This is a genomic window from Inquilinus sp. 2KB_23 (assembly GCF_052115705.1).
Classification (GTDB): Bacteria; Pseudomonadota; Alphaproteobacteria; order DSM-16000; family Inquilinaceae; genus Inquilinus; species Inquilinus ginsengisoli_A.
Map to the genome: position 1 here is coordinate 1 of NZ_JBFRHF010000011.1, position 20,270 is coordinate 20,270.

Here is a 20,270-nt window from a genome sequence, read left to right on the forward strand (position 1 = left end):
CGGCTCGGTCGCGTCGGGCGCCACCAGCTCCAGCCACGCCGCCTCATCCAGCGCCGCCGGCGCGGCGACCACGCCTTCCAGCAGCTCCTGCAGGGCCGAGGCGTCGTAGCGGCCGCCGGTGTCGGCCGCCGCGGCGGCGAGGGCGTCGTGGAGATCGGTGGTCATCGGCGGCAGCGTCCATGGGCTGGGATGCCCGGCCAGGCGGGCTTTGGAGTCTTATCGCGCATCGACCGTGGGAGGGGAAGCCGGCGCGGCCGGTTACGGCCGTCGCCAGGGTGGCCACTTGGTCATCCCGGGGCGGCCGCTTGGCCGTCCCCCGGCGCGGCCGGTTACGGCCGTCGTCAGTACGGCGTCGCGACGCTCTATGCTGTTATGCACAAATTCGATGTTGCGATGCACAAAATGCCGTGCATTCTGATGCTGCGGATCCCGTCCGACCGGCGGCCATCCGATAACAAAATCCTGGAAACGTCCCTCTGAAGCAGCGTTCGCCTGCGTCGCCGCGCTATGTGGCCGGCGATGGTGCAATGCAATAATTCTCGCGCAAGCGGGAGCGGAAACGGGACATGACCATGGGATACCAGCTTCTCGCCTACCTCATCCGCGGTGTCTTCCGCCTGCGCGGCAGCGTCGACCGCAGCCTGACCTATCACGAGCTGATGGAGCTGACCGACCGCCAGCTCGAGGATATCGGCCTGACCCGCAACCTGATCGAGACGGTGCTGGTGCAGGGCGACGAGGACGTGACCGCCATGCTGCCGGAAGGCGCCGTGCGTGCCTCGCTGCAGCGCGCCGCCAACACCAACCGGATGGCCGGCGTCGCCTGATCAGCCTTTGCCCGTGGGGGCCTCGACGGCGGGCGCTTCCGGCGCCCGCGGGTCGAGCCCGACCACGCCATGGGTCGCCGGCTGCAGCGGCACGAAGCCCGGCCGTGACTCGGCCGGGGCACGGGCGCGGCGTCCCATCCGGTACAGGGTGAAGGCGGCCAGCGCCAGGGTCACCACGGCGACGAAGGCGAACAGCGTCTGGGGGCCCAGATGCACCATCAGCAGGCTGGCCGGCACTGGGCCCGCGACGGCGCCGATGGCGTAGATCAGCAGCAGCCCGCTGGAGGTCTCGACGAACTCGCCCGCCTGCACCTGGTCGAAGGTGTGGGCCAGGGCCAGCGCGTAGAGCGGCAGCGAGAAGGCGCCGTAGCAGAAGATCAAGCCGAGCACCGCCTCCGCCGGCAGCGCGCCGACGGCCAGCAGCGCGATGCCGGCCGCCGCGGTGCCGACGCCCGAGATCACGATGGTCCAGCGCCGGTCGATCCGGTCGGACAGCCGGCCCAGCGGCCATTGCCCGACGGCGCCGCCCAGCACGCCCACGCTCATGAACAGCGCCACCGTCGCGGCGTCGAAGCCGCGCGCCTGGGCGAAGACGGGGCCCAGCGACCAGAAGGCGGCGTTGGAGATGCCGACCACCAGGCAGGCCGCGGCCCCGACCGGCGAGGTGGCGACCAGCCGGCCCAGCCGCAGCCGCACCACCTGCGGCACCGGCGGGGCGGCCGTCCGGGTCATGGCGATCGGCAGCACCGCCAGGCAGATCATCACCGCGATCCAGGTGAAGGCGGTCATCGGGTTGCCGGTCTCGACGCCCAGCAGCATCTGGCCGACCGTGATCGCGACCAGGGTGACGATGGTGTAGAGCGACAGCACGGTGCCGCGCGTCCGGCTGGTGGCCTGCTCGTTCAGCCAGCTCTCGATCACCATGAACACGATGGCGAAGCAGAAGCCGGTGCCGCCGCGCAGCACGATCCAGGGCGCCGGGTGGACATATTGCGGGAAGGACAGGGCGACTGCCGCCGCCAGCGCCGCCACCGCGGCGAAGGTCCGGATGTGGCCGGCGCGGCGGATCAGGTGCGGGCCCAGCAGGCAGCCCAGCACGAAGCCGGCATAGTAGCCGGAACCGAGCAGGCCGGTGACCACGGTGCCGAAGCCGGCATCGGTCGCCCGCACCGCCACCAGCACCGCCTGCAGCCCGTTGCCGCACAGCATCAGCCCGACCCCGGCCAGGAGTGCTGCGACGGAGGAGAGGACGGCGGACATGGGATGGACCTCGGCGGCGTCGGCGGCAGAAAATTCCGCCGCCGGAGACCCAGCCTAGGCCGGCCAGGGACCGCGATTTTGTCCGAAAGCGACAGTCGCTGCAGCCGGTGCGCTGCGCTGCCGTTCTCGGCTGATGTGAACTCTGATCGTCATTGCGAGGAGGCGAAGCCGACGAAGCAATCCATGGCGCCGCCTGGCATGGATCGCCACGTCCCCCGGATCAAGTCCGGGGTCCTCGCGATGACGGAGAGGGGCGACCGTATCAGCGGCCCAGTTCGTGCAGGTAGGCGGCGCGGGCGGCGACGCCGGCGTTGGTGAAGTCGGTGAACACGCCGTCGATGCCGAGGCGGAAGAACTTCAGGTACTCGGCCTGCGCGTCGCCATTGTAGTCGGCGGCCAGATACTTGCCTTCGTTGCGGAAGGTGAAGACATGCACGAACAGCCCGGCCTTGTGCGCGTCGGCGACCAGGCTGGTCGGCGGCTGGGTGGTGGCCTCGCGGGTCGATCCCGCATACGCCGTGCCGTCCGGGTTCTTGTCCTTCCAGGGGACGATTTTCACCGGCACGATCTGCGGCTTCCACGGCCCGATGCCGTCGGCATAGGTCTTGATCTCGGCCAGCCCGGCCGGGGTCAGCATCGCGTCGAACCAGCGCGGGTCGCCGGCCACCGTCCAGTCATAGGGCCGGCTGTCGACCACCTCGTTGTAGATCACCGCGCCGGTCTTGAAGTCGACGTCGTAGCCGTCGATCAGCTGCACCACCTTGGTCTTCAGCCCGTGGGCGCGCATGTATTTCAGGCTGCCGGGCTCGAAGCTCTGCACGAAGATCGGCGCGTCCTTCGCGTTCAGGCCGTTGGCGTCGATGATCTTGATCATCGCGTCCTCCAGCGGGTGGCTGCCGGGCGCGCCGCAGCCATTGGCGATGGCCTGCTCGTCGTTCCAGGTCGGGTTCTTGCTCTCGGGATAGACCGAGATCACCCGGCCGGTGGCCTGGCTCTTGGCCTTGGCCAGGTCGATGATCTCCTGGAAGCTCAGGATCGGGAACTTGCCGTTGAACTCGGCCGGCCGCTCACTGGCGGCGTCATAGGTGGTGCCGCCCAGCCACTGCTTCAGCTCGGCCAGGGTGAAGTCGGTGATCGACCAGTCGCCGGTGTGGTCCTCGCCGTCGACGATCAGGGACTTCAGGACCGATTTGGGATCCTTCGGGTCGGTCAGGTCGGTCAGGTATTCCGACGGCCCGCTGGTCGGGGTCTGGGCCCAGGCCACCTTGACCATGACGCCCGGCACCGTGCGCTTGCGCGCGGCGATCTCGGGGTTGGTCTTGGCCACCTCGGCGATATCGGTGTTGTCGCTCAGCCAGGGGTTGTGGCGGGCGACGAGGATGCAATCCTTGGTCAGGTGGAGGTCTTCCTCCAGCGCGTCGGTGCCGAGCGCCGCGGCCATGTCGTAGGACGGCAGCGTCTCCTCGGGCATCAGCCCGGGCAGGCCGCGATGGCCCACCACCAGCGGCGGCTTGCCGTCCAGCGTCAGGAACGGCTTGGCGCCGGCGGGCGCCTCGTCGGCCAGGATCGCACGGCCCCCGGCCAGCAGGGCCACGGCGGCAACGGCGATCAGGGACGCGGATCGGGGGCTGAAGCCTCTCATGCGGGCGACTTTCCAAGACGGGACAATGATGGCCCAACCTAGCGAGACGCCATGACACCCCCGTGACTCCGCCGCCGGAATCGGCGGCCGGGATCATGAAGAATTGGCAATGTTCCGGGCTGTCCCGCCCCTCAGTGCAGGATCAGGGTCGGCCAGCCGCGGATCGGGATCTTGTCCGCCAGGGTCAGGCGCTGCAGCCGGTGCGCGGCCAGCACCTGCGGCGCCTGGCGCTCCAGCAGCCCGGCCAGGATCGCCATGCCGCCCGGCGCCAGGTTGCGGCGCAGATCGGCCGCCATGCTCATCAGCGGCCGGGCCAGGATGTTGGCGATGATCAGGTCGTAGGGCCCGTTCTCGCGCACCACGCGGCTGGCGTAGCCGTTCGAGACCACGGCGGTGATCGGGTCCGCCAGCCGGTTGATCCGGGCGTTGATGCGGGTGACGCGGATCGATTCCGGGTCGATGTCGGCGGACAGCACCGGGGCGCCGAACAGCCGGGCGGCGGCGAAGGACAGGATGCCGGTGCCGCAGCCCATGTCGAGGATGCGATGGAAGCGGCGGCGGCGCGACAGCCGGTCCAGCGCCCGCAGGCAGCCCTCGGTGGTCGGGTGCTCGCCGGAACCGAAGGCGGTGGCGGCGTCGATGCACAGCGGGATGCTGCCGGCCGGCGGCCCGTCCTCGATATGCGAGCCATGGATGAAGAAGCGGCCGATGCGCAGCGGCGGAAAGGCCTGGTAGGTCGCGGCCAGCCAGTCGGTCGGCGGCACCTTCTCGACCATCGGGTCGGGCAGCGGCACATCGATCATCGCCGCCACCAGGGCCAGCCGGCTGCGCAGCGCCGCCTCGTCCGGCGGGTTGCGGTCGATGCCCTCGATGATCCAGTCGCCGCCCTCCTCGATCTCGAACGCCGCGACCGAGGCGAAATGGTCGTCGAAGGCGGTCTGCACCGCGTCGCCGATGGCGGCGTTGACGACGATGCTGGTGCGCCAGGCGGCGGCGGCTTCGGACGGGACGGTGCGGCTCATCGGGATTCCAGGCGGGACGGACTGGCCGCACAGTATCGGCCCGGGCCCCGGAATGCACCCGCCTTCATCGGACGCCGCCGCCGGCGTGGCCGGAAATGGCAAACGCGAGGCGGGCGTCCCGGCTCGGCCGAGATTCCAGCACCGGGCAGGTGTCCGTCGGGCAAAGCGGCCCTAACTCCCTGGATGACCCCGATGGAGGCGGCCGATGAAGGCGCTGCAGTTCCTGGCCGTGGTGCTGACCGCCCTGGCGCTGGTGCCGGCCGGTGCCCATCTGCTCGCCTTGCCCAACAAGATGGCGCTGGACGAGACGACCTATCTCACCGTCCAGGCGATCTATCGCGGCTGGTCGCTGCTCGGCTTTGTCCCGGTGGCGGCGCTGGCGGCCGATCTGGCCCTGGCGATCGGGGCGCGGCGACAGCCCCGTCCAGCCCGGCTGGCCCTGGTCGCGGCGCTGTGCCTGGCCGCGACGCTGGTGGTCTTTTTCTTCTGGACCGATCCCGCCAGCCGGGCGACCGCCGATTGGACCAGCAGCTCGGCCGCCTGGCTGACCCTGCGGCGCCAGTGGGAATATTCCCAGGTCGCCAATGCCGGGCTGACCTTCGTCGCCCTCTGCCTCGCGGTTGGCTCCGCGCTGTGCTGGCGGCGGGAATTCCGGCAACCCTGACGCAGGCTCGGGCTTGGCCTTGTCCCGGCTCCCGCTCTAAGGTCCGGACCCGATACCGGGCCATCATGCAGGGGGGATGCCATGCCGTTTCCGGGAAGCTGCCTCTGCGGGGCGGTGCGCTATGAGATCGACGGCCTCGACATGCCGGTCGGGCATTGCCATTGCACCACCTGCCGCAAGGCCCATGCCAGCGCCTTCACCACGACGGCCGGCGTGCTGCGCGAGCATTTCCGCTGGATCGCCGGCGAGGACCTGCTGCGGGACTACGAATCCTCAGCCGGCAAGCTGCGGCGCTTCTGCTCGGTCTGTGGCACGCATCTGGTGGCGGACGGCCGGCGCAGCCGCATGTCATCCTGCGGGTGGCCACGCTCGACCAGGATCCCGGCCAGCGGCCGGTGATGCACATCTGGACCTCGCACGACGCCCCGTGGCTGTCCGATGACGGCGAGGTGCCGCGCCATCCCGAATGGCAGCCGGGACGCTGACGGCGGCCGCGACGAAGGGGAATCGAGCGCATGCCGGACATCCCGATCCGCTGCTTTGCCGTCTCCGTCGTGGTCCTGAGGGGAAGCAGCGCGGCGACCGAGATGCTGCTCCTGCGGCGCACGCGGTCGCTGGCCGGGGAGTGGTGCCAGGTCGCCGGCGGCATCGAGGCCGGCGAGACCGCCTGGCAGGCCGCGCTGCGCGAGGTCCAGGAAGAAACCGGCCTGGTGCTCGCCAGCCTCTATTCCGCTGACATCTGCGAGCAGTTCTACGAAGCCGACCGCGATGCCATCAGCCTGCTTCCGGTGTTCGTGGGATATGCGGGGGCCGAAGACACGGTGACCCTGAACCCGGAGCACAGCGAGTTCCGCTGGGTCTCCGTCGCGGACGCCTTGCAGATGGTGCCCTTCGCGGGGCAGCGGGCGGTGATCCGCCACATCGAGAACGAGTTCATCCACAGCACGCCGAGCCGGTGGCTGCTGATTAGCCCGAAGGTCGCGACACCGTAGATCCATCGTCGGCCGCCCGACGCTGCGCTTGGCTTTCTCGTGCATGGCATACATATGCTCCATATACGTATCGTATATGGAGCAGCCCGATGGGCATTGTGAACATCGATGACGATCTGCACGACCAGCTGCGCCGGGCGAGCAAGGTCTCGTATCGGTCGATCAACGCGCAGGCCGCCTACTGGATCAAGCTCGGCATGCTGTGCGAGAGAAATCCCACGCTCAGCTTCACCGAGATCATCGAGCGGGAACTGAGTTCCGCAGGCGTCTCGGCTCAGCCATTGGCTGAGAGTGCAGCATGACGAAGCAGCCTGAAGAACTGGCGCTGCTGGCCGAATCCGGCCGGCTGCTGGCGTCCGTGTTCGGGCTGCTGGACCGGACCCCGCTGGTCGGCATGTCGACGCTTCAGGTCGACGCGCTGGTCGAGCGCTTCATCGTCGACGACCTCCAGGCGCGACCGGCCAGCAAAGGCCAATACGGCTATGGCTTCGTGCTGAATTCCTCGGTGAACGAGGTGGTCTGCCACGGCGTTCCGGCGGAATCGCACGTGCTGCGGAACGGCGACATCGTCAATTTCGACATCACGCTCGAGAAGAACGGCTATATCGCGGATTCCAGCAAGACCTATCTGGTGGGTGAGGTCGACCCGGCCGCCAGGAGGCTGGTCCGGACCACCTACGAGGCCATGTGGCAGGGCATCCGGGCGGTGCGGCCGGGCGCGCGGCTCGGGGACATCGGCTGGGCGATCGAACGGCATGCCAAGCGAAACGGCTATTCCGTGGTGCGTGAATATTGCGGCCACGGCATCGGCCGCGAGATGCATGAGGAACCGCAGGTCCTGCATTTCGGAACGCCGGGAACCGGCCTCGCCCTTCGCGAGGGCATGGTCTTCACCATCGAGCCGATGCTCAACCGAGGCCGGCGGAACGTGAAGACCGAGGCCGATGGCTGGACCGTCGTGACCAGAGACGGGTCGCTGTCCGCCCAGTTCGAGCACACCGTTGCCGTGACGGCGTCCGGCGTGTCGGTGCTGACGTTGCGTCCGGACGAACTAGTTCTCCGGTAGCAGGCTGCCCTTCAGCTCCAGCGGCGACAGGTCGGTGACCTTGTCCTTCAGCGCCGCGGCCAGGCCGGCCGGGCAGGGGGTGCCGGCGCCGGACAGCACGCAGACCCGGATGTCGTCGATGTCGGCGCCGCCGGCGGCGATGGCCTCGTTCGACAGCGGGACATGGGTCTTGTCATAGGCCGGCAGCTTCCAGAAGCGGCGGGCGACGTATAGCGCCTCGCGCCCGACCACGATGTGCATCAGCTGCAGCTCGCCGACGCCGTTGCTCTTGCGCCGGGTGCAGCCGATGGCGGTGCGCACCGTGCCGCCGGCCTTGTCCGACCGGACGTCACCCGCGACCACGTCGTCGCATTGCGATTTCAAAGCCTCGACGTTGCGGCGGATAAACTCGGCCGGGTCGCTGCCGCCCAGGCCGCCGATCCGTCCGACCATCATCACGTTGTCGACATTGTCGCTGGCGGCGCCCTGGTACCAGGAGATCGAGGTGTCGTTGCCCTCGATCGCGCTGGCGCCGCGGGTCCAGCCGGCCGGCACGGCCATGGTGAAGATCTCACCGTTGCCGCCGGGCACGACCACGGTGGTTGTGGGCCCCGCGGCGTGGGCGCCGGACACGGTGAACAGGGCCAGCGCGGCCAGGGCCGCGCGTCGCATCGTCAAACGCATCTGCAAGCTCATCCTGCTTCGGCGGCGGGGACGACGAAGCTGTCCATCACCCGCTTCTCGCCGGAATGGTCGAAGGCGATGGTCAGCTTGTCGCTGTCGACGCTGCGGACCTCGCCATAGCCGAACTTCTGGTGGAACACCCGGTCGCCGATGCCGAAGCTGCGCGACGGGCGCGGCCGTTCGCGCACCTCGTAGCCGCTGCCCTCGATCGTCACCGGCGCCCGGCGCATGAAGCCGCTCTGGGCCGGCGCGGTCCACAGCCGGGTTGGTGCTGCGTCGGCGAAGCGCTCATTGCCGAAGCCGGTGCCGGAGGTGACCTCGACATTCGCATCCGGCAGCTCGCCGATGAAGCGCGAGGGCAGGGCGTTCTGCCACTGGCCGTGGATGCGGCGGTTGGCGGCGGCGGCGACATAGGCGCGGCGCTTGGCCCGGGTCAGGCCGACATAGGCCAGCCGCCGCTCCTCCTCCAGCGCGGCGATGCCGCCATCGTCCAGCGCGCGCTGGTTCGGGAACACCCCTTCCTCCCAGCCCGGCAGGAAGACATGGGCGAATTCCAGCCCCTTGGCCGCGTGCAGGGTCATCAGCGTGACCTGCGGCCCGGTCTTGCCGGATTCGTTCTCCATCACCAGGCTGACATGCTCGAGGAAGGCGAGGAGGGTCTCGAACTCCTCCATCGCATTGATCAGTTCCTTGAGGTTGTCCAGCCGCCCGGCCGCCTCCGGCGATTTGTCGGCCTGCCACATCGCAGTGTAGCCGCTCTCGTCCAGCAGGGTCCGCGCCATGTCGACATGCGATCCGGTTTCCAGCATGGCGCGCCAGCGCTGGAAGTCGCCCATCAGGCTGCGCAGGGCGCCGCGCGGCTTCGGCTTCAGCTCGTCGGTCTCGATCAGCCGCAGCGTCGCCTCGGTCAGCGGCACGCCGAGGGCGCGGCTGGCCTGGTAGAGCAGCTGGATGGTGGCGTCGCCCAGGCCGCGCTTCGGCGTGTTGACGATGCGCTCGAAGGACAGGTCGTTGTCCGGCTGGGCCACCACCCGGAAATAGGCGATAGCGTCGCGGATCTCCTGCCGCTCGTAGAAGCGCGGGCCGCCGATGACGCGGTAGGGCAGGCCCAGGGTCAGGAACCGCTCTTCGAACTCGCGCATCTGGAAGCCGGCGCGGACCAGCACCGCCACCTCGTTCAGCGGCACCTTCTGGCGCTGCAGCGTCTCGATCTCGTCGCCGACCCAGCGCGCCTCCTCCTCGCCGTCCCACACGGTGCGGACGACCACGGTGTCGCCACCCTGCTCCTCGGTGAACAGGGTCTTGCCCAGGCGGCCCTGGTTGTGCGCGATCAGCCCGCCGGCGGCCGCCAGGATGTGGCTGGTCGAGCGGTAGTTCTGCTCCAGCCGGATCACGGCGGCGCCGGGGAAATCCTGCTCGAAGCGCAGGATGTTGCCGATCTCGGCACCGCGCCAGGAATAGATCGACTGGTCGTCGTCGCCGACGCAGCACAGGTTGCGGTGCTTCTGCGCCAGCAGGCGCAGCCACAGATACTGCGAGACGTTGGTGTCCTGGTACTCGTCGACCAGGATGTACCGGAAGCGGTCCTGGTAATCGGCCAGCACCTCCGCATGCTCCTGGAAGATGGTCAGGTTGTGCAGCAGCAGGTCGCCGAAATCGCAGGCGTTCAGCGTGCGCAGCCGCTCCTGGTAGGCGACGTACAGCTGCAGCATGCGGCCCTGCGCGACCTCGCCGGCATCGGCCGGCTTCAGCTTGGCCGGGGTCAGGCCGCGGTCCTTCCAGCGCTCGATCACGCCCAGCAGTACCTTGGCCGGCCAGCGCTTCGAATCGATGCCGTCGGCCTCGATCAGCTGCTTGATCAGCCGGATCTGGTCGTCGGTGTCGAGGATCGAGAAGTTGGAGCGCAGGCCCACCAGCTCGGCGTGGCGGCGCAGGATGCGGGCGGCCAGGGCGTGGAAGGTGCCCATCCACCAGCCCTCGGTCGGGGTGCCCAGCAGATGGGCCACGCGTTCCCGCATTTCTCGTGCGGCGCGGTTGGTGAAGGTGACGGTCAGCACCTGGCTCGGCCACGCCCGCCGGGTCGACAGGATGTGCGCCAGACGAGTGGTCAGCACCCGGGTCTTGCCGGTGCCGGCCCCGGCCAGTACCAGCACCGGGCCGTCGACCGTCTCGACCGCCTGGCGCTGGGCCGGGTTCAGGTTCTGCAGGTACGGCGGCTCGAAGCCGGCCGGGATGTTCCGGGAAAGTTCGACCATCCCCTGTCTATAGCATGACCGGCCTGCACCGGAACCGCTGGCGTCGGGTTGACGCAGGGAAAGGCTCCGCCGAGGATCGCCGCGACCTGATGACGAGAGCGCCATGACCCAGCTGCTGATCCGCCCCGCCGAACCCCGCGACGCCAGGGAGATCCTGGCGATGATCACCGAACTGGCGGTGTTCGAGAGGGAGCCCGACGCGGTGCTGGCGACCGAGGCCGACCTGCTGCGCGACGGCTGGGGGCCGCATCCGAAATTCGAGGCGCTGATGGCCGAGCGCGACGGCCAGGTGCTGGGCTTCGCCCTGTTCTTCTCCAGCTATTCGACCTGGGAAGGGCGCGAGGGCATCTATCTCGAAGACCTCTATGTCCGCGACGCGGCGCGCGGCCTCGGCGTCGGCCGGGCGCTGGTGGTGCGGATCGCGCAGCTGGTGGCCGAACGCGGCGGCAAGCGGCTGGACCTCTCGGTCCTGACCTGGAACCCCGCGCGCGACGTCTATGTCCGGCTCGGCTTCGACCACAAATCGGACTGGACCGGCTACCGCCTGACCGGCGACGCCCTGGCCGCGCTGGCGGCGGGCCGGTGATGGCGGCGATCGCCGACCGCGCCTTCGCCGCGTTCCTGTTCGACATGGACGGCACCATCCTCAGCTCGATCGCCGCCGCCGAGCGGATCTGGACGCGCTGGGCGGGCCGCCACGGGCTCGACGTCGCCGCCTTCCTGCCGACCATCCACGGCATGCGCGCGGTCGACACCATCCGCCGCCTCGGCCTGCCCGGGGTGGATGCCGAGCGCGAGGCCGCGGCGCTGACCCTGGACGAGATCGCCGATGTCGACGGTGTGCAGCCGATTGCGGGCGCGGTGGCGTTCCTGGCGGCGCTGCCGGCGGACCGCTGGGCGATCGTGACCTCGGCGCCGCGCGACCTGGCCCGGGCGAGGCTGGCCGCGGCCGGCATCGCGCCGCCGGCGCTGGTGGTGACCGCCGAGGACGTCGCGCAGGGCAAGCCCCGGCCGGACTGCTACCTGCTGGCCGCCGAACGCCTCGGCTGCGACGTGCGCGACTGCTTGGTGTTCGAGGACGCCCCGGCCGGCATCCAGGCGGCGGAGGCGGCCGGCGCGACCGTGGCGGTGGTCACCGCGACGCATCACCAGCCGATGGCGACGCCGCATGCCACCTTGGCCGGCTTCGACCATCTCCGGCTGCGGGCCGGCGAGGACGGGCTGCGGCTGACCGGGCTGGGGCGGTAGGGCCGGGCGTCAGCCCTCGGGGAACCGGGCGCTGTCGCTGACGCCGGAGATCATCCAGCGCCCGTCGATGTGGGCGAGGTTGATGATGTTGGTGCCGCTGTGGGTGATCCGGCCGTCGACCCGGAAGTCATAGGCGCACCAGATGATGCCGATGTCGCCGTCGGTGCGGACCAGCGGGTCGTAGATCCGCTCCTCCAGCACCGAGGTGCCCTCGGTCGGGAAGATGTCGAGCAGCCCGGCCAGGGTGAGCCGCTGGACCTCGCCCTTGCTGATCCGGGTCCCCATTCCCTCGGGCATGATCATGTCCCGCAGCGATTCGGGCTGGCGTTGTTCCATGCCGCGCAGGAACGCGTGGAACAGGTCCAGCACCGCCTGCTCGTCGGGGGTCAGCTGCTGCGGCATGTCGGGTCTCCGGTTGCGGTCGGCGCCAGGCTAGGCCGGCCGCATGTCGGGATGATGTCGGGCGGGTTGCAGACGACATATGGTCGCTACCAGTTCTGGCGCCGGGAATATTCCAGGATGACGCACAGGATCACCGGCAGCAGGTTCACCCCGATGATCGCGCCGGGCAGGCCGGTGTCGAGGTAGAGGCCCAGGGACAGCAGCCCCTGGAACGGGTCCAGGCCGATGCCGTAGGCGGGGGTGGTCGAGGCGGCCGCGGTGCTGGCCGACAGCGTGACCACCAGCCGGGCGACCATGTGGAAGTGATAGATCAGGTCGCCGGTGTAGATGATCGGGATCTGCAGCACCTGCACCAGGATCGAGAGGACATAGCCGATCGGGCGGCGGCGCCACAGCAGCCCCCCGGCGAGGATGCACAGCAGGAACAGCAGGGCCGCGGCGCCCAGGACCAGGCCCTGGGTCAGGGCGATGATCGCGGGGGCGTCGCGGTAGATCTGCGGCGCCATCACCCCCAGGCCGACCAGCCCGCCCAGGATCTGGACCAGGGCGATGACGCGGTCGAGCGGGGGGAAGCCGGCCCTCCGGCCCGATCCCTTCGGAGTGAGGTTGCTTGCGGTCATCGGTCTTCTCGCTTCCGCCTTCCAGCGGGGCTGCGGGCTATTCGCACAGGCCGGTCGAGCCTTCGGCGCAGATCTTGGTGCCGTCGGTCCAGGTGGCGCCGGACAGGTCGGCGTCGCGGAACACGGTGCCGCGCAGCTCCGCCCCGGTGAGGTTGGCGCCGCGCAGCTTGGTGCCGACGAAGCGGGCGTTGCGCAGGTCGGCCTTGGTCAGGTCGGCGCCGGACAGGTCGGCGTCGGTGAAATCGGCATTGCCCAGCTTCGCGCCGTCCAGCTTCGCGCCGCGCAGGTTGGCGTTGCTGAACCGGGCGCCGAAGGCCTCGGCCCCGGTCAGGATCGCGCCGTCCAGCACCGCCCGGGTCAGGCTGACCTCGCGCAGTTGGGCGCCGGTCAGGTCGACCTTGCTGAGCACCCGTTCGTCCTGCAGGCAGCGCCGCCAGTTGACCTGGGGGCCGGCGGCGTCGGAACAGCCGGCCTGGGCCGCGGCGGCCAGTCCGAGCAGCAGGGCGAGGGCGAAGGGGAGGGCCCGGACGAATCGGGGGCCGAGCGATGCGACCGACATGGCGGGACAGTCTCCGATCGCCCCGTTCTGCGCAAGGGCGGCCTGGGACACGGACCGGGGGGCCGCGGGTCGGGTCAGAGCGACTTGGCCACCGGCCGCACGATCCGGCGCTGCCGTTCGCGGAAGGCGATGAACAGGCTGGAGGAGACGATGACGGCGGTGCCGACCAGCTCGATCGGGGTCGGGAACTCCGCCCACACCACCAGGCCGAGGCCGAGGGCGAAGACCAGCGAGGCGTAGTCGAAGGGCGCGACCACCGAGGCCGGGGCCAGCTGGTAGGCCTTGGTCATCAGGATCTGGGCGACGCCGCCCAGCAGCCCCACCGCGATCAGGATCGGCACGTCGATCAGGTCGGGCCACACCCCGATGAAGGGCAGGGTGGCGGCGCCGGCGATGGTGCCGGTCAGGGTGAAATAGAAGACGATGGTGACGTTGGATTCGGTGTCCGCCATCTTGCGGATCGAGACCATGGCGAAGGCGGTGGCTAGCGCCCCGCCCAGGGCGACCACGGCGCCGAAGGAGATGCCGGCGGTGCCGGGATGCACCACCAGCAGCACGCCGACGAAGCCGATCACCACCGCGCTCCAGCGGTAGATCCGCACGGTCTCGCCCAGCAGCGGCACCGCCAGGATGGTGATGAACATCGGCGCGGCGTAGCCCAGCGCCGTGGCGGTCGCCAGCGGCAGCATGCCCAGCGCGGTGAAGCCCAGGAACATCGAGCACAGGCCGGAGCCGGAGCGGCGGAGATGGCCGCCCAGCCGCTCGGTGCGCAGCACCCGGAAGCCGCCGAGGCGATGCACCAGCCACAGCACCGGGATCATGGCGAACAGGCTGCGCACGAACACGATCTGGCCGACCGGATACTGGTCGCCGAGCTGCTTGATCAGCGCCGACATGCAGGTGAACAGGGCGGCCGAAGCCAGCTTGTAGCCGATCGCGGGCAGGTAGGAGGCCGGGGCCGACTCGCTCGACCCGTTCGGTCCGGCCTGGGAGATGGTCATCGGAAGCGGGGCCCGTCGCGGCTCGTTCGTTTCGCCAGACTAGCGCCCGCCGAATCGGCAGGGCCAGCGCCGATGACGCCGGGGCTGCCATGCGGCGGACAGCAGAAGGGCGCCGGCCGGAACCGGCGCCCAATCGCGGTGAGGCCAGCCTTACTTGCCGGTCCAGCCCTTGTAGTCCTTGACGTTGTCGCGGGTGACCAGGTTCGACGGGATCAGCGTCGGGTCCTGGGCCGGCTTCTGGCCGTTGAGCAGGCCGACGCCTTCCTCCACCGCCTTGCGGGCCATGGAGAACGGGTCCTGGGCCGAGGAGGCCTCGATCAGGGTGTTGCCCTTCAGCGCGTCGACGATGTCAGGGGCGCCGTCGACCGAGGTGATGACGATGCCGCTGCGGCCGAGCTGCTTGGCCGCCAGGTCGGCGCCGATCGCGGTCGGGTCGTTGATGGCGAAGACGCCGTCGATCTTCTCGAACCGGGTCAGCAGGCCCTGCATCACCTGCAGGCCGCCGTCGCGCGAGCCCTTGGCGTCCTGGTCGGCGGACAGGATCTTCAGGTCCGGCAGCTTGTCCCAGACATTGTGGCAGCCCTTGACCCGGTCGGTCACGGCCGAGACCTGCGGGCCGTTGACGATGATGACGTTGCCCTTGTTGCCCAGCTTGTCGGCGATGTACTTGCAGGCGATCTCACCGGCCTGGACGTTGTCGGTGGTGACCGTGGCGTCGGCGCCCTCGGCCGCGGTGTCGACCGCGACGACGATGATGCCGGCGGCCTGCGCCTTCTTGATCGCCGGGCCGATCGCCTTCGGATCGCCCGGGTTCAGCAGGATCATGTCCACGCCGGCGGCGATGAAGTTGTCGATCTGGGTGAACTGCTTGCCCAGATCGTAGTCGTAGCCGACGGCCTGGACCACGACATCCGGGTTGGTCTTCTTCGCCTCGAACTCGGCGCCGTTGGCCAGGGCGACGAAGAACGGGTTGCCCATCGAGCCGAGCGAAACGCCGATCTTCTTCAGATCCTTGGCTTCGGCGACGCTGGCGGCGCCGATCGAGAGTGCCAGCGCGACGCCGGCGAGCAGAACATGTTTCAGCACGTGATTTCCTCCCCTGGTCGGTTCGATGAGGCCGGCGGGTGACCAGAGATCCCGCCGGCCTGTCGCGAAAATGCGGACACTCAGGTGCGGGCCGACCCCTGCAGCCGCAGCCGGTCGAGCGTGACGGCGCCGATGATGATCAGCCCCTTGATGATGTACTGCCAGACATCGGGCACGCCGACGAGGATCAGCCCGTTCGACAGCACGGCGATGATCAGCGCGCCGACCAGCGTGCCCCAGATCGAGCCGATGCCGCCGACGAAGGACGTGCCGCCCAGGATCACCGCGGCAATGGCGTCGAGCTCGTAACTGGTGCCGAGCTGGGTGCCGTTGGCGGCGTAGAGCCGGGCGGCCGACATCACCCCGCCGAGGCCGGCGAGCAGGCCGGAGACGCCGTAGACGAACAGCAGCACCCGCCAGACCTTGATGCCCGACAGCCGGGCCGCATCCGGGTTGCCGCCGACCGAATAGATGTGGACGCCCAGCACGGTGCGCCGCAGCACCAGCCAGGACAGCACGATGATCACGAAGGCGATGATCACCAGCCAGGGCACCCCCAGCACGGAGGCGTTGCCGATGAAGTCGAAGGACAGCGACGAGTTGAACACGGTGGTGTCGCCGCCCATCAGCCGGGCGATGCCGCGCACCGCGGTCAGCGATCCCAGGGTGACGATGAAGGGCGGCAGCCGCAGGAAGGCGATCAGGCTGCCGTTGGCGAGGCCGAAGACCAGGCCGCAGAGCAGCCCCAGCGGAATGCCGAGCAGGCCCAGATCCGGGATCAGCGACCCGATGACCGCGGCCATGGCGGAGGCGGCGAGGATCGAGCCGACCGACAGGTCGATGCCGCCGGTCAGGATGACGAAGGTCATGCCCGCGGCCAGCACCGTGTTGATCGCGGCCTGCTGCATCACGATCGAGATGTTCTGCCAGGAGGCGAAGCGGCCGTTCTCGCTCATCAGGTAGAAGGCGATGCAGAGCAGGATCAGCACCGGCAGCATGCCGACGGTCCGGATCAGGCTCTGGATCATCATCCGGCGTTCGGCGTCGCGGTTGACGGCGGAGGTGGTGTTGGCCATGCGGTGATGATCCTTCACTGAATGGAGACGGCGGGCGCGGGGGTGGAGAGGCCGGTGGCGAGGGCCATGATCGCCTCCTGGGTCAAAGGCTGGCCGGACGACCCGCCGACCTCGCCCTCGATCCGGCCCTCGCGCATGACCAAAGCGCGGTCGGCGATGCCGATCACCTCGGGCAGCTCGGAGGAGATCACGATGATGCCGATGCCGGCCTTCGCCAGACCGTCGATGATGCGGTAGATCTCGGATTTGGCGCCGATGTCGACGCCGCGGGTCGGCTCGTCCAGAATCAGGATGCGCGGCTGGGTCTCCAAGAGGCGGGACAGCAGCACCTTCTGCTGGTTGCCGCCCGACAGCGACCCGACCGTGACCTCGGGGCTGGCCACCCGGATCGACAGGGCGGCGATGGCGTCCTTGGCGCGGATCTTGGCGCGGGCGAGGTCCAGCCAGCCGCCGGTTTTGGCGTCGGTGCCGCAGACCACCAGGTTGATGTTGTCCTGCACCGACATGTCCAGGAACAGCCCCTGGCCCTTGCGGTCCTCGGTCAGGTAGGCGATGCCGGCATCGATCGCGTCGCCCGGCCCGGTGATGTGCAGAACCTTGCCTTCCAGCGTGACCTCGCCGCTGGCCTTCGGCTCGGCGCCGAAGATCAGCCGGGCCAGTTCGGTGCGGCCGGAGCCGACCAGGCCTGCGATGCCCAGCACCTCGCCCTCATGCAGGTCGAAGCTGCAGCCGCGCACGCGGTGCCCGTCGCCGACGTCGCGCACCGACAGCACCACGCGGCCGGCGCCCTGCGACGCGTCATGGTCCTTCTTGTAGAAGCCGGAGATGTCGCGCCCGACCATCATCCTAACCAGCGCCTCGGCCGACAGCCCGGCGCGGTCCAGCGTGCCGACCTGGCTGCCGTCGCGCAGCACCGAGACGCGGTCGGCCAGCTCGTAGATCTCGGCCATGCGGTGGCTGATGTAGATGATCGCCAGCCCTTCGGCGCGCAGCCGGCGGATCAGTTCGAACAGCCGGTCGGTCTCGCGCGCCGACAGGGCGGTGGTCGGCTCGTCCATCACCAGGATGCGGGCCTCGGCATGGATGGCGCGGGCGATCTCCACCAGCTGGCGCTCGGCGATCGACAGGGTGCCGACCAGCGTGGTCGGCCGGAAGCTGGCGCCCAGGCGCTTCAGCACCTCGGCGCAGCCCGCCAGCATCGCCTTGCGGTCGACGAAGAGGCCGGATTTCGGCTCGCGGCCGAGATAGATGTTCTCCGCCACCGTCAGGTTCGGCGACAGGCTCAGCTCCTGGTAGATCACGGCGATGCCCAGGCGCTTGGCCGCCAGCGGGCCGGCGATCGCGACGTCGCGGCCGTCGACCCGGATGGTGCCGCCGGCATCGGCCTGGTAGGCGCCGGACAGCACCTTCATCAGGGTCGACTTGCCGGCCCCGTTCTCGCCCATCAGCGCGTGGATCTCGCCGGGATAGACGGTCAGGTCGACCCGGGTCAGCGCCCTCACGCCCGGGAAGGTCTTGGAGATGCCGCGCATCTCCAGCACCGGGACCGGGCCGTCGGCAGGATGGGGGGCCGGGGCCTGCGGGTGGTCAGTCTGCGGCTGCATGGTCGCGCCATCCCCTTTCATCGGCGCTGCGGGTCAGAATCGAGGCCCGCGGCGAGAAGCTGAAGAACATCGGCAGGCTGGCCGCGCCGATCGCGCCGGCATCGCAGCCGAACGACCCGTGCAGCAGCCGCGGCGGTCCGCTGGCCTCCGGCGCGGTCGCGGCCAGGCGCCGCTCCAGCCGGGCGATCAGCGCGTCGATCAGCCCGTCGTCGACATCGGCGTCGATGATCACGCTGGTCACCTCCAGCAGGGCGGACGAGGCCCAGATCGCGTCGGTCAGCGCGTCGACGCAGTCGTCGAGCCATTCGGAGACCGCCGGCAGGCCGGCAGCGACGGCGGCGGCCAGCTCGGCGCGGCTGCCGCCGGCCAGGCCGCGGAACTGCAGGTGGCGGGTCAGGGCGTTCAGCGAGGCCCGGGTCAACAGGATGTCGCGGCCCTTCGGCGCCGGCGGGGCAGAGGGCAGGCGGCCGGGACCGACCGGCAGCAGGGCGACGTCGCCGGCATTGCCGGTCGGGCCGCGCAGGCAGTCGCCGCCCAGCACCACGCCGCCGCCGATCGCCGGGCCGATGAACAGGTACAGGAAGTCGTCGAGGCCGCGGCCCAGCCCGTAGAACAGCTCGGCCACGGCGGCGGCGGTGCCGTCGTTCTCGCCGAACACCGGCAGGCCGGTGGCCTCCTCCAGCAGGGCGGCGAAGTCGACCGTGTCCCAGGCCGCGAAATCGGCCGGCGGCAGGTCCAGCTGGTGCAGCCAGGCGCCGAGATTGTAGGGCTGGGCCAGGCCGATGCCGGCCAGCTTGGACCGGTCGGCCGGGTCCAGCGCGGCCAGCAGCTCGGCCACATCCAGGCGCACGATGTCCAGCGCCTCGGCCGGGGCGGGCAGCAGCCGGTCATGGGCGCGGCGGGCGATCAGGGCGCCGTCGAAATCGATCAGCACCGTCTCCAGCGCCCGCCGGTCCAGCCGCACGCCGATGCCGTAGGCGCCTTTCGGGGCCAGCCGGTACAGCGTCGCCGGCTGGCCGCGGCCGCCGTCGTGGCGCTTGCCGGCCGAGGCGATCAGCCCGTCATCCTCGAGCTGGGCGATGATGCCGCCGATGGCGGTGTTGGTCAGTTCGGCCTGCCGGGCCAGCTCGGCCTTCGACGCCTCGCCGGCGCGGCGCAGGGTCTGCAGCACCAGCCGCTCGTTGTAGCGGCGCAGCTGCACGGAGTTGGTGCCGCGGCGGATCGCGGAGCGTCGCACTTCCATCCTCCCCCGGCACCGTTCGTGATTAATTGAACGTGATGCAATTAATCTGTCCGGTTTCCGCCGTCAAGGACCGTTTCTCTCGTTTCCGAGCGGAATTCGGACAGGAGCTTTCTAGCGCGCCGGACAATCGTATTCTTCCCACCCCGTCATTGCGACCCCGGCCTTGAGCCGGGGAAAGCAATCCATGCCAGGCGGCGCCATGGATTGCTTCGTCGGCTTTGCCTCCTCGCAATGACGATGAAGGGCGATCGAAGGAAGGGAGAGTCGTAGGTTGGGTTCGCCAGGCGAACCCAACCTACACGGCGGTCACCCCGTGGCGATCTCCGGCAGGTCGGTGATGCGCCACAGGCCCAGCGCCTTGTCGCGGTAGGCGCCGCCTTCCTCGGTGCAGCCCTCGACGATGATGCGGTGCGGCGCCGGCAGGGCGAAGGGCGGGCGCTGCAGGTTCAGCGGCCGCCAATCGCCATCGGCGATGGCCCGGTTGGCCTGCAGCTCCAGGAAGGTGGTGGTCAGCAGCCATGTCGAGCCGGAGCGGCGGAGATTGGCGAAGGATGCGGCGATGCTGGCGGCCGACAGATGAACCAGGCAGTCGCGGCACAACACCACATCGGCCCGGGGCAGCTTGTCTCGGGTCAGGTCCAGCCGCAGGAAGCGCCGCCGGTCGGTCTCGCCATACAGCACGACGTTCTTGGCGACCAGGTCGGCGACGATGTCGGCGCCGGTGTAGGCGATGCCGTCGAGGTCGACCCGGCTCATCCAGCCATAGTCGCCGCAGGGCAGGTCGAGCAGCGTGGCGGCGCCGAGATCGCGCAGCAGGGCTGGGATCGCGCGGCGCAGCTCCGCCGTGCCGTCGAGGCCGGACCCCAGGCCCGAGCGCGACTCCTCCGCGCCCCAAACGTTGTTGCGCCAGATGTAGTCGAAGGTGTCGGCCAGACCGAGGCCGTCCAGCGCCCGGGTGTGCCTGACATACACGCGCTGGGCCAGCGCCGCCGGCCGGTCGGCGTCGGACAGCGGCTTCGGATCGTCGGTCATAGGGGCCT

22 protein-coding genes are annotated in these 20,270 nt (G+C 69.8%); 8 read left to right on the forward strand and 14 right to left on the reverse strand.

Going from position 1 to position 20,270, the window contains the following annotated elements; all coding sequences use genetic code 11:
- Positions 1 to 566 precede the first annotated feature (566 nt).
- Positions 567 to 827, forward strand: coding sequence for a DUF1127 domain-containing protein (locus AB4112_RS15450; protein ID WP_309791981.1), 261 nt, complete (start codon positions 567 to 569; stop codon positions 825 to 827).
- Here AB4112_RS15450 and AB4112_RS15455 read toward each other — a convergent pair whose 3' ends face one another.
- From AB4112_RS15455 to AB4112_RS15465, 3 genes are all read right to left on the reverse strand, one after another.
- The gene (locus AB4112_RS15455) at positions 828 to 2,087 is read right to left on the reverse strand and encodes an MFS transporter (protein WP_309791982.1); all 1,260 of its coding nucleotides are present in this window, start codon (positions 2,085 to 2,087) and stop codon (positions 828 to 830) included.
- 262 nt (positions 2,088 to 2,349) lie between these two features.
- The gene (locus AB4112_RS15460) at positions 2,350 to 3,729 is read right to left on the reverse strand and encodes a glycerophosphodiester phosphodiesterase family protein (RefSeq protein WP_441720794.1); all 1,380 of its coding nucleotides are present in this window, start codon (positions 3,727 to 3,729) and stop codon (positions 2,350 to 2,352) included.
- A gap of 131 nt (positions 3,730 to 3,860) precedes the next feature.
- Positions 3,861 to 4,751, reverse strand: coding sequence for a 50S ribosomal protein L11 methyltransferase (locus AB4112_RS15465; protein WP_309791985.1), 891 nt, complete (start codon positions 4,749 to 4,751; stop codon positions 3,861 to 3,863).
- A gap of 205 nt (positions 4,752 to 4,956) precedes the next feature.
- Between AB4112_RS15465 and AB4112_RS15470 the strand changes: the two genes are divergently transcribed.
- The 5 genes from AB4112_RS15470 (at position 4,957) to map (ending at position 7,473) form a co-directional block, all read left to right on the forward strand.
- Entirely contained in the window at positions 4,957 to 5,415 is a 459-nt protein-coding gene (locus AB4112_RS15470; RefSeq protein ID WP_309791986.1) for a hypothetical protein, read from the forward strand.
- Between the two features lie 81 nt (positions 5,416 to 5,496).
- The gene (locus AB4112_RS15475; protein WP_441720797.1) at positions 5,497 to 5,814 is read left to right on the forward strand and encodes a GFA family protein; all 318 of its coding nucleotides are present in this window, start codon (positions 5,497 to 5,499) and stop codon (positions 5,812 to 5,814) included.
- Positions 5,815 to 5,930: 116 nt separating this feature from the next.
- On the forward strand, positions 5,931 to 6,407 hold the full coding sequence (locus AB4112_RS15480; RefSeq protein ID WP_309791989.1) for an NUDIX hydrolase: 477 nt from the start codon (positions 5,931 to 5,933) through the stop codon (positions 6,405 to 6,407).
- 89 nt (positions 6,408 to 6,496) lie between these two features.
- Entirely contained in the window at positions 6,497 to 6,709 is a 213-nt protein-coding gene (locus tag AB4112_RS15485; RefSeq protein ID WP_309791990.1) for a ParD-like family protein, read from the forward strand.
- Positions 6,706 to 7,473 (forward strand): type I methionyl aminopeptidase, encoded by a 768-nt coding sequence (map, locus tag AB4112_RS15490; RefSeq protein WP_441720800.1) that lies wholly within the window; start codon positions 6,706 to 6,708, stop codon positions 7,471 to 7,473. Before AB4112_RS15485 ends, map begins: the two co-directional genes overlap by 4 nt.
- On the opposite strand, the gene AB4112_RS15495 is transcribed toward map, so the two are convergent.
- Positions 7,459 to 8,124, reverse strand: a complete 666-nt coding sequence (locus tag AB4112_RS15495) for a hypothetical protein (RefSeq protein WP_441720802.1) — start codon at positions 8,122 to 8,124, stop codon at positions 7,459 to 7,461. The genes map and AB4112_RS15495 overlap by 15 nt on opposite strands.
- Positions 8,125 to 8,144: 20 nt before the next feature.
- Positions 8,145 to 10,391, reverse strand: a complete 2,247-nt coding sequence (locus tag AB4112_RS15500; protein ID WP_309791996.1) for an ATP-dependent helicase — start codon at positions 10,389 to 10,391, stop codon at positions 8,145 to 8,147.
- 103 nt (positions 10,392 to 10,494) lie between these two features.
- Between AB4112_RS15500 and AB4112_RS15505 the strand changes: the two genes are divergently transcribed.
- Positions 10,495 to 10,977, forward strand: a complete 483-nt coding sequence (locus AB4112_RS15505) for a GNAT family N-acetyltransferase (RefSeq protein WP_441720804.1) — start codon at positions 10,495 to 10,497, stop codon at positions 10,975 to 10,977.
- Positions 10,977 to 11,639, forward strand: coding sequence for an HAD-IA family hydrolase (locus AB4112_RS15510; protein WP_441720806.1), 663 nt, complete (start codon positions 10,977 to 10,979; stop codon positions 11,637 to 11,639). Before AB4112_RS15505 ends, AB4112_RS15510 begins: the two co-directional genes overlap by 1 nt.
- Positions 11,640 to 11,648: 9 nt before the next feature.
- On the opposite strand, the gene AB4112_RS15515 is transcribed toward AB4112_RS15510, so the two are convergent.
- The 9 genes from AB4112_RS15515 to AB4112_RS15555 form a co-directional block, all read right to left on the reverse strand.
- Positions 11,649 to 12,041, reverse strand: coding sequence for a hypothetical protein (locus AB4112_RS15515; RefSeq protein ID WP_441720808.1), 393 nt, complete (start codon positions 12,039 to 12,041; stop codon positions 11,649 to 11,651).
- 86 nt (positions 12,042 to 12,127) lie between these two features.
- Positions 12,128 to 12,661: a hypothetical protein gene (locus tag AB4112_RS15520; protein ID WP_441720810.1), complete on the reverse strand. Its 534-nt coding sequence runs from the start codon at positions 12,659 to 12,661 to the stop codon at positions 12,128 to 12,130.
- Positions 12,662 to 12,698: 37 nt separating this feature from the next.
- A complete protein-coding gene (locus AB4112_RS15525) occupies positions 12,699 to 13,220 on the reverse strand; it encodes a pentapeptide repeat-containing protein (RefSeq protein WP_441720812.1) in 522 nt (173 codons plus the stop codon).
- Positions 13,221 to 13,294: 74 nt separating this feature from the next.
- Positions 13,295 to 14,221 carry a DMT family transporter gene (locus AB4112_RS15530; protein WP_309792006.1) on the reverse strand — a complete coding sequence of 309 codons (927 nt, stop codon included), beginning with the start codon at positions 14,219 to 14,221 and terminating at the stop codon, positions 13,295 to 13,297.
- Positions 14,222 to 14,371: 150 nt separating this feature from the next.
- Positions 14,372 to 15,307 carry an ABC transporter substrate-binding protein gene (locus tag AB4112_RS15535; protein ID WP_441720814.1) on the reverse strand — a complete coding sequence of 312 codons (936 nt, stop codon included), beginning with the start codon at positions 15,305 to 15,307 and terminating at the stop codon, positions 14,372 to 14,374.
- An 80-nt stretch (positions 15,308 to 15,387) separates the two neighbouring features.
- The gene (locus tag AB4112_RS15540; RefSeq protein WP_441720816.1) at positions 15,388 to 16,383 is read right to left on the reverse strand and encodes an ABC transporter permease subunit; all 996 of its coding nucleotides are present in this window, start codon (positions 16,381 to 16,383) and stop codon (positions 15,388 to 15,390) included.
- Between the two features lie 14 nt (positions 16,384 to 16,397).
- A complete protein-coding gene (locus tag AB4112_RS15545) occupies positions 16,398 to 17,987 on the reverse strand; it encodes a sugar ABC transporter ATP-binding protein (protein ID WP_441720818.1) in 1,590 nt (529 codons plus the stop codon).
- On the reverse strand, positions 17,971 to 19,224 hold the full coding sequence (locus AB4112_RS15550; RefSeq protein ID WP_309792011.1) for an ROK family transcriptional regulator: 1,254 nt from the start codon (positions 19,222 to 19,224) through the stop codon (positions 17,971 to 17,973). The genes AB4112_RS15545 and AB4112_RS15550 overlap by 17 nt, the downstream gene beginning before the upstream one ends.
- A 312-nt stretch (positions 19,225 to 19,536) precedes the next feature.
- A complete protein-coding gene (locus AB4112_RS15555; protein ID WP_441720821.1) occupies positions 19,537 to 20,262 on the reverse strand; it encodes a hypothetical protein in 726 nt (241 codons plus the stop codon).
- Positions 20,263 to 20,270 lie beyond the last annotated feature (8 nt).

Coding starts and splice junctions, on each gene's coding strand:
- AB4112_RS15450 (WP_309791981.1), top strand. CDS start 567: ATGACCATGGGATACCAGCTTCTCGCCTACCTCATCCGCGGTGTCTTC.
- AB4112_RS15455 (WP_309791982.1), bottom strand. CDS start 2,087: ATGTCCGCCGTCCTCTCCTCCGTCGCAGCACTCCTGGCCGGGGTCGGG.
- AB4112_RS15460 (WP_441720794.1), bottom strand. CDS start 3,729: ATGAGAGGCTTCAGCCCCCGATCCGCGTCCCTGATCGCCGTTGCCGCC.
- AB4112_RS15465 (WP_309791985.1), bottom strand. CDS start 4,751: ATGAGCCGCACCGTCCCGTCCGAAGCCGCCGCCGCCTGGCGCACCAGC.
- AB4112_RS15470 (WP_309791986.1), top strand. CDS start 4,957: ATGAAGGCGCTGCAGTTCCTGGCCGTGGTGCTGACCGCCCTGGCGCTG.
- AB4112_RS15475 (WP_441720797.1), top strand. CDS start 5,497: ATGCCGTTTCCGGGAAGCTGCCTCTGCGGGGCGGTGCGCTATGAGATC.
- AB4112_RS15480 (WP_309791989.1), top strand. CDS start 5,931: ATGCCGGACATCCCGATCCGCTGCTTTGCCGTCTCCGTCGTGGTCCTG.
- AB4112_RS15485 (WP_309791990.1), top strand. CDS start 6,497: ATGGGCATTGTGAACATCGATGACGATCTGCACGACCAGCTGCGCCGG.
- map (WP_441720800.1), top strand. CDS start 6,706: ATGACGAAGCAGCCTGAAGAACTGGCGCTGCTGGCCGAATCCGGCCGG.
- AB4112_RS15495 (WP_441720802.1), bottom strand. CDS start 8,124: ATGCGACGCGCGGCCCTGGCCGCGCTGGCCCTGTTCACCGTGTCCGGC.
- AB4112_RS15500 (WP_309791996.1), bottom strand. CDS start 10,391: ATGGTCGAACTTTCCCGGAACATCCCGGCCGGCTTCGAGCCGCCGTAC.
- AB4112_RS15505 (WP_441720804.1), top strand. CDS start 10,495: ATGACCCAGCTGCTGATCCGCCCCGCCGAACCCCGCGACGCCAGGGAG.
- AB4112_RS15510 (WP_441720806.1), top strand. CDS start 10,977: ATGGCGGCGATCGCCGACCGCGCCTTCGCCGCGTTCCTGTTCGACATG.
- AB4112_RS15515 (WP_441720808.1), bottom strand. CDS start 12,041: ATGCCGCAGCAGCTGACCCCCGACGAGCAGGCGGTGCTGGACCTGTTC.
- AB4112_RS15520 (WP_441720810.1), bottom strand. CDS start 12,661: ATGACCGCAAGCAACCTCACTCCGAAGGGATCGGGCCGGAGGGCCGGC.
- AB4112_RS15525 (WP_441720812.1), bottom strand. CDS start 13,220: ATGTCGGTCGCATCGCTCGGCCCCCGATTCGTCCGGGCCCTCCCCTTC.
- AB4112_RS15530 (WP_309792006.1), bottom strand. CDS start 14,221: ATGACCATCTCCCAGGCCGGACCGAACGGGTCGAGCGAGTCGGCCCCG.
- AB4112_RS15540 (WP_441720816.1), bottom strand. CDS start 16,383: ATGGCCAACACCACCTCCGCCGTCAACCGCGACGCCGAACGCCGGATG.
- AB4112_RS15545 (WP_441720818.1), bottom strand. CDS start 17,987: ATGCAGCCGCAGACTGACCACCCGCAGGCCCCGGCCCCCCATCCTGCC.
- AB4112_RS15555 (WP_441720821.1), bottom strand. CDS start 20,262: ATGACCGACGATCCGAAGCCGCTGTCCGACGCCGACCGGCCGGCGGCG.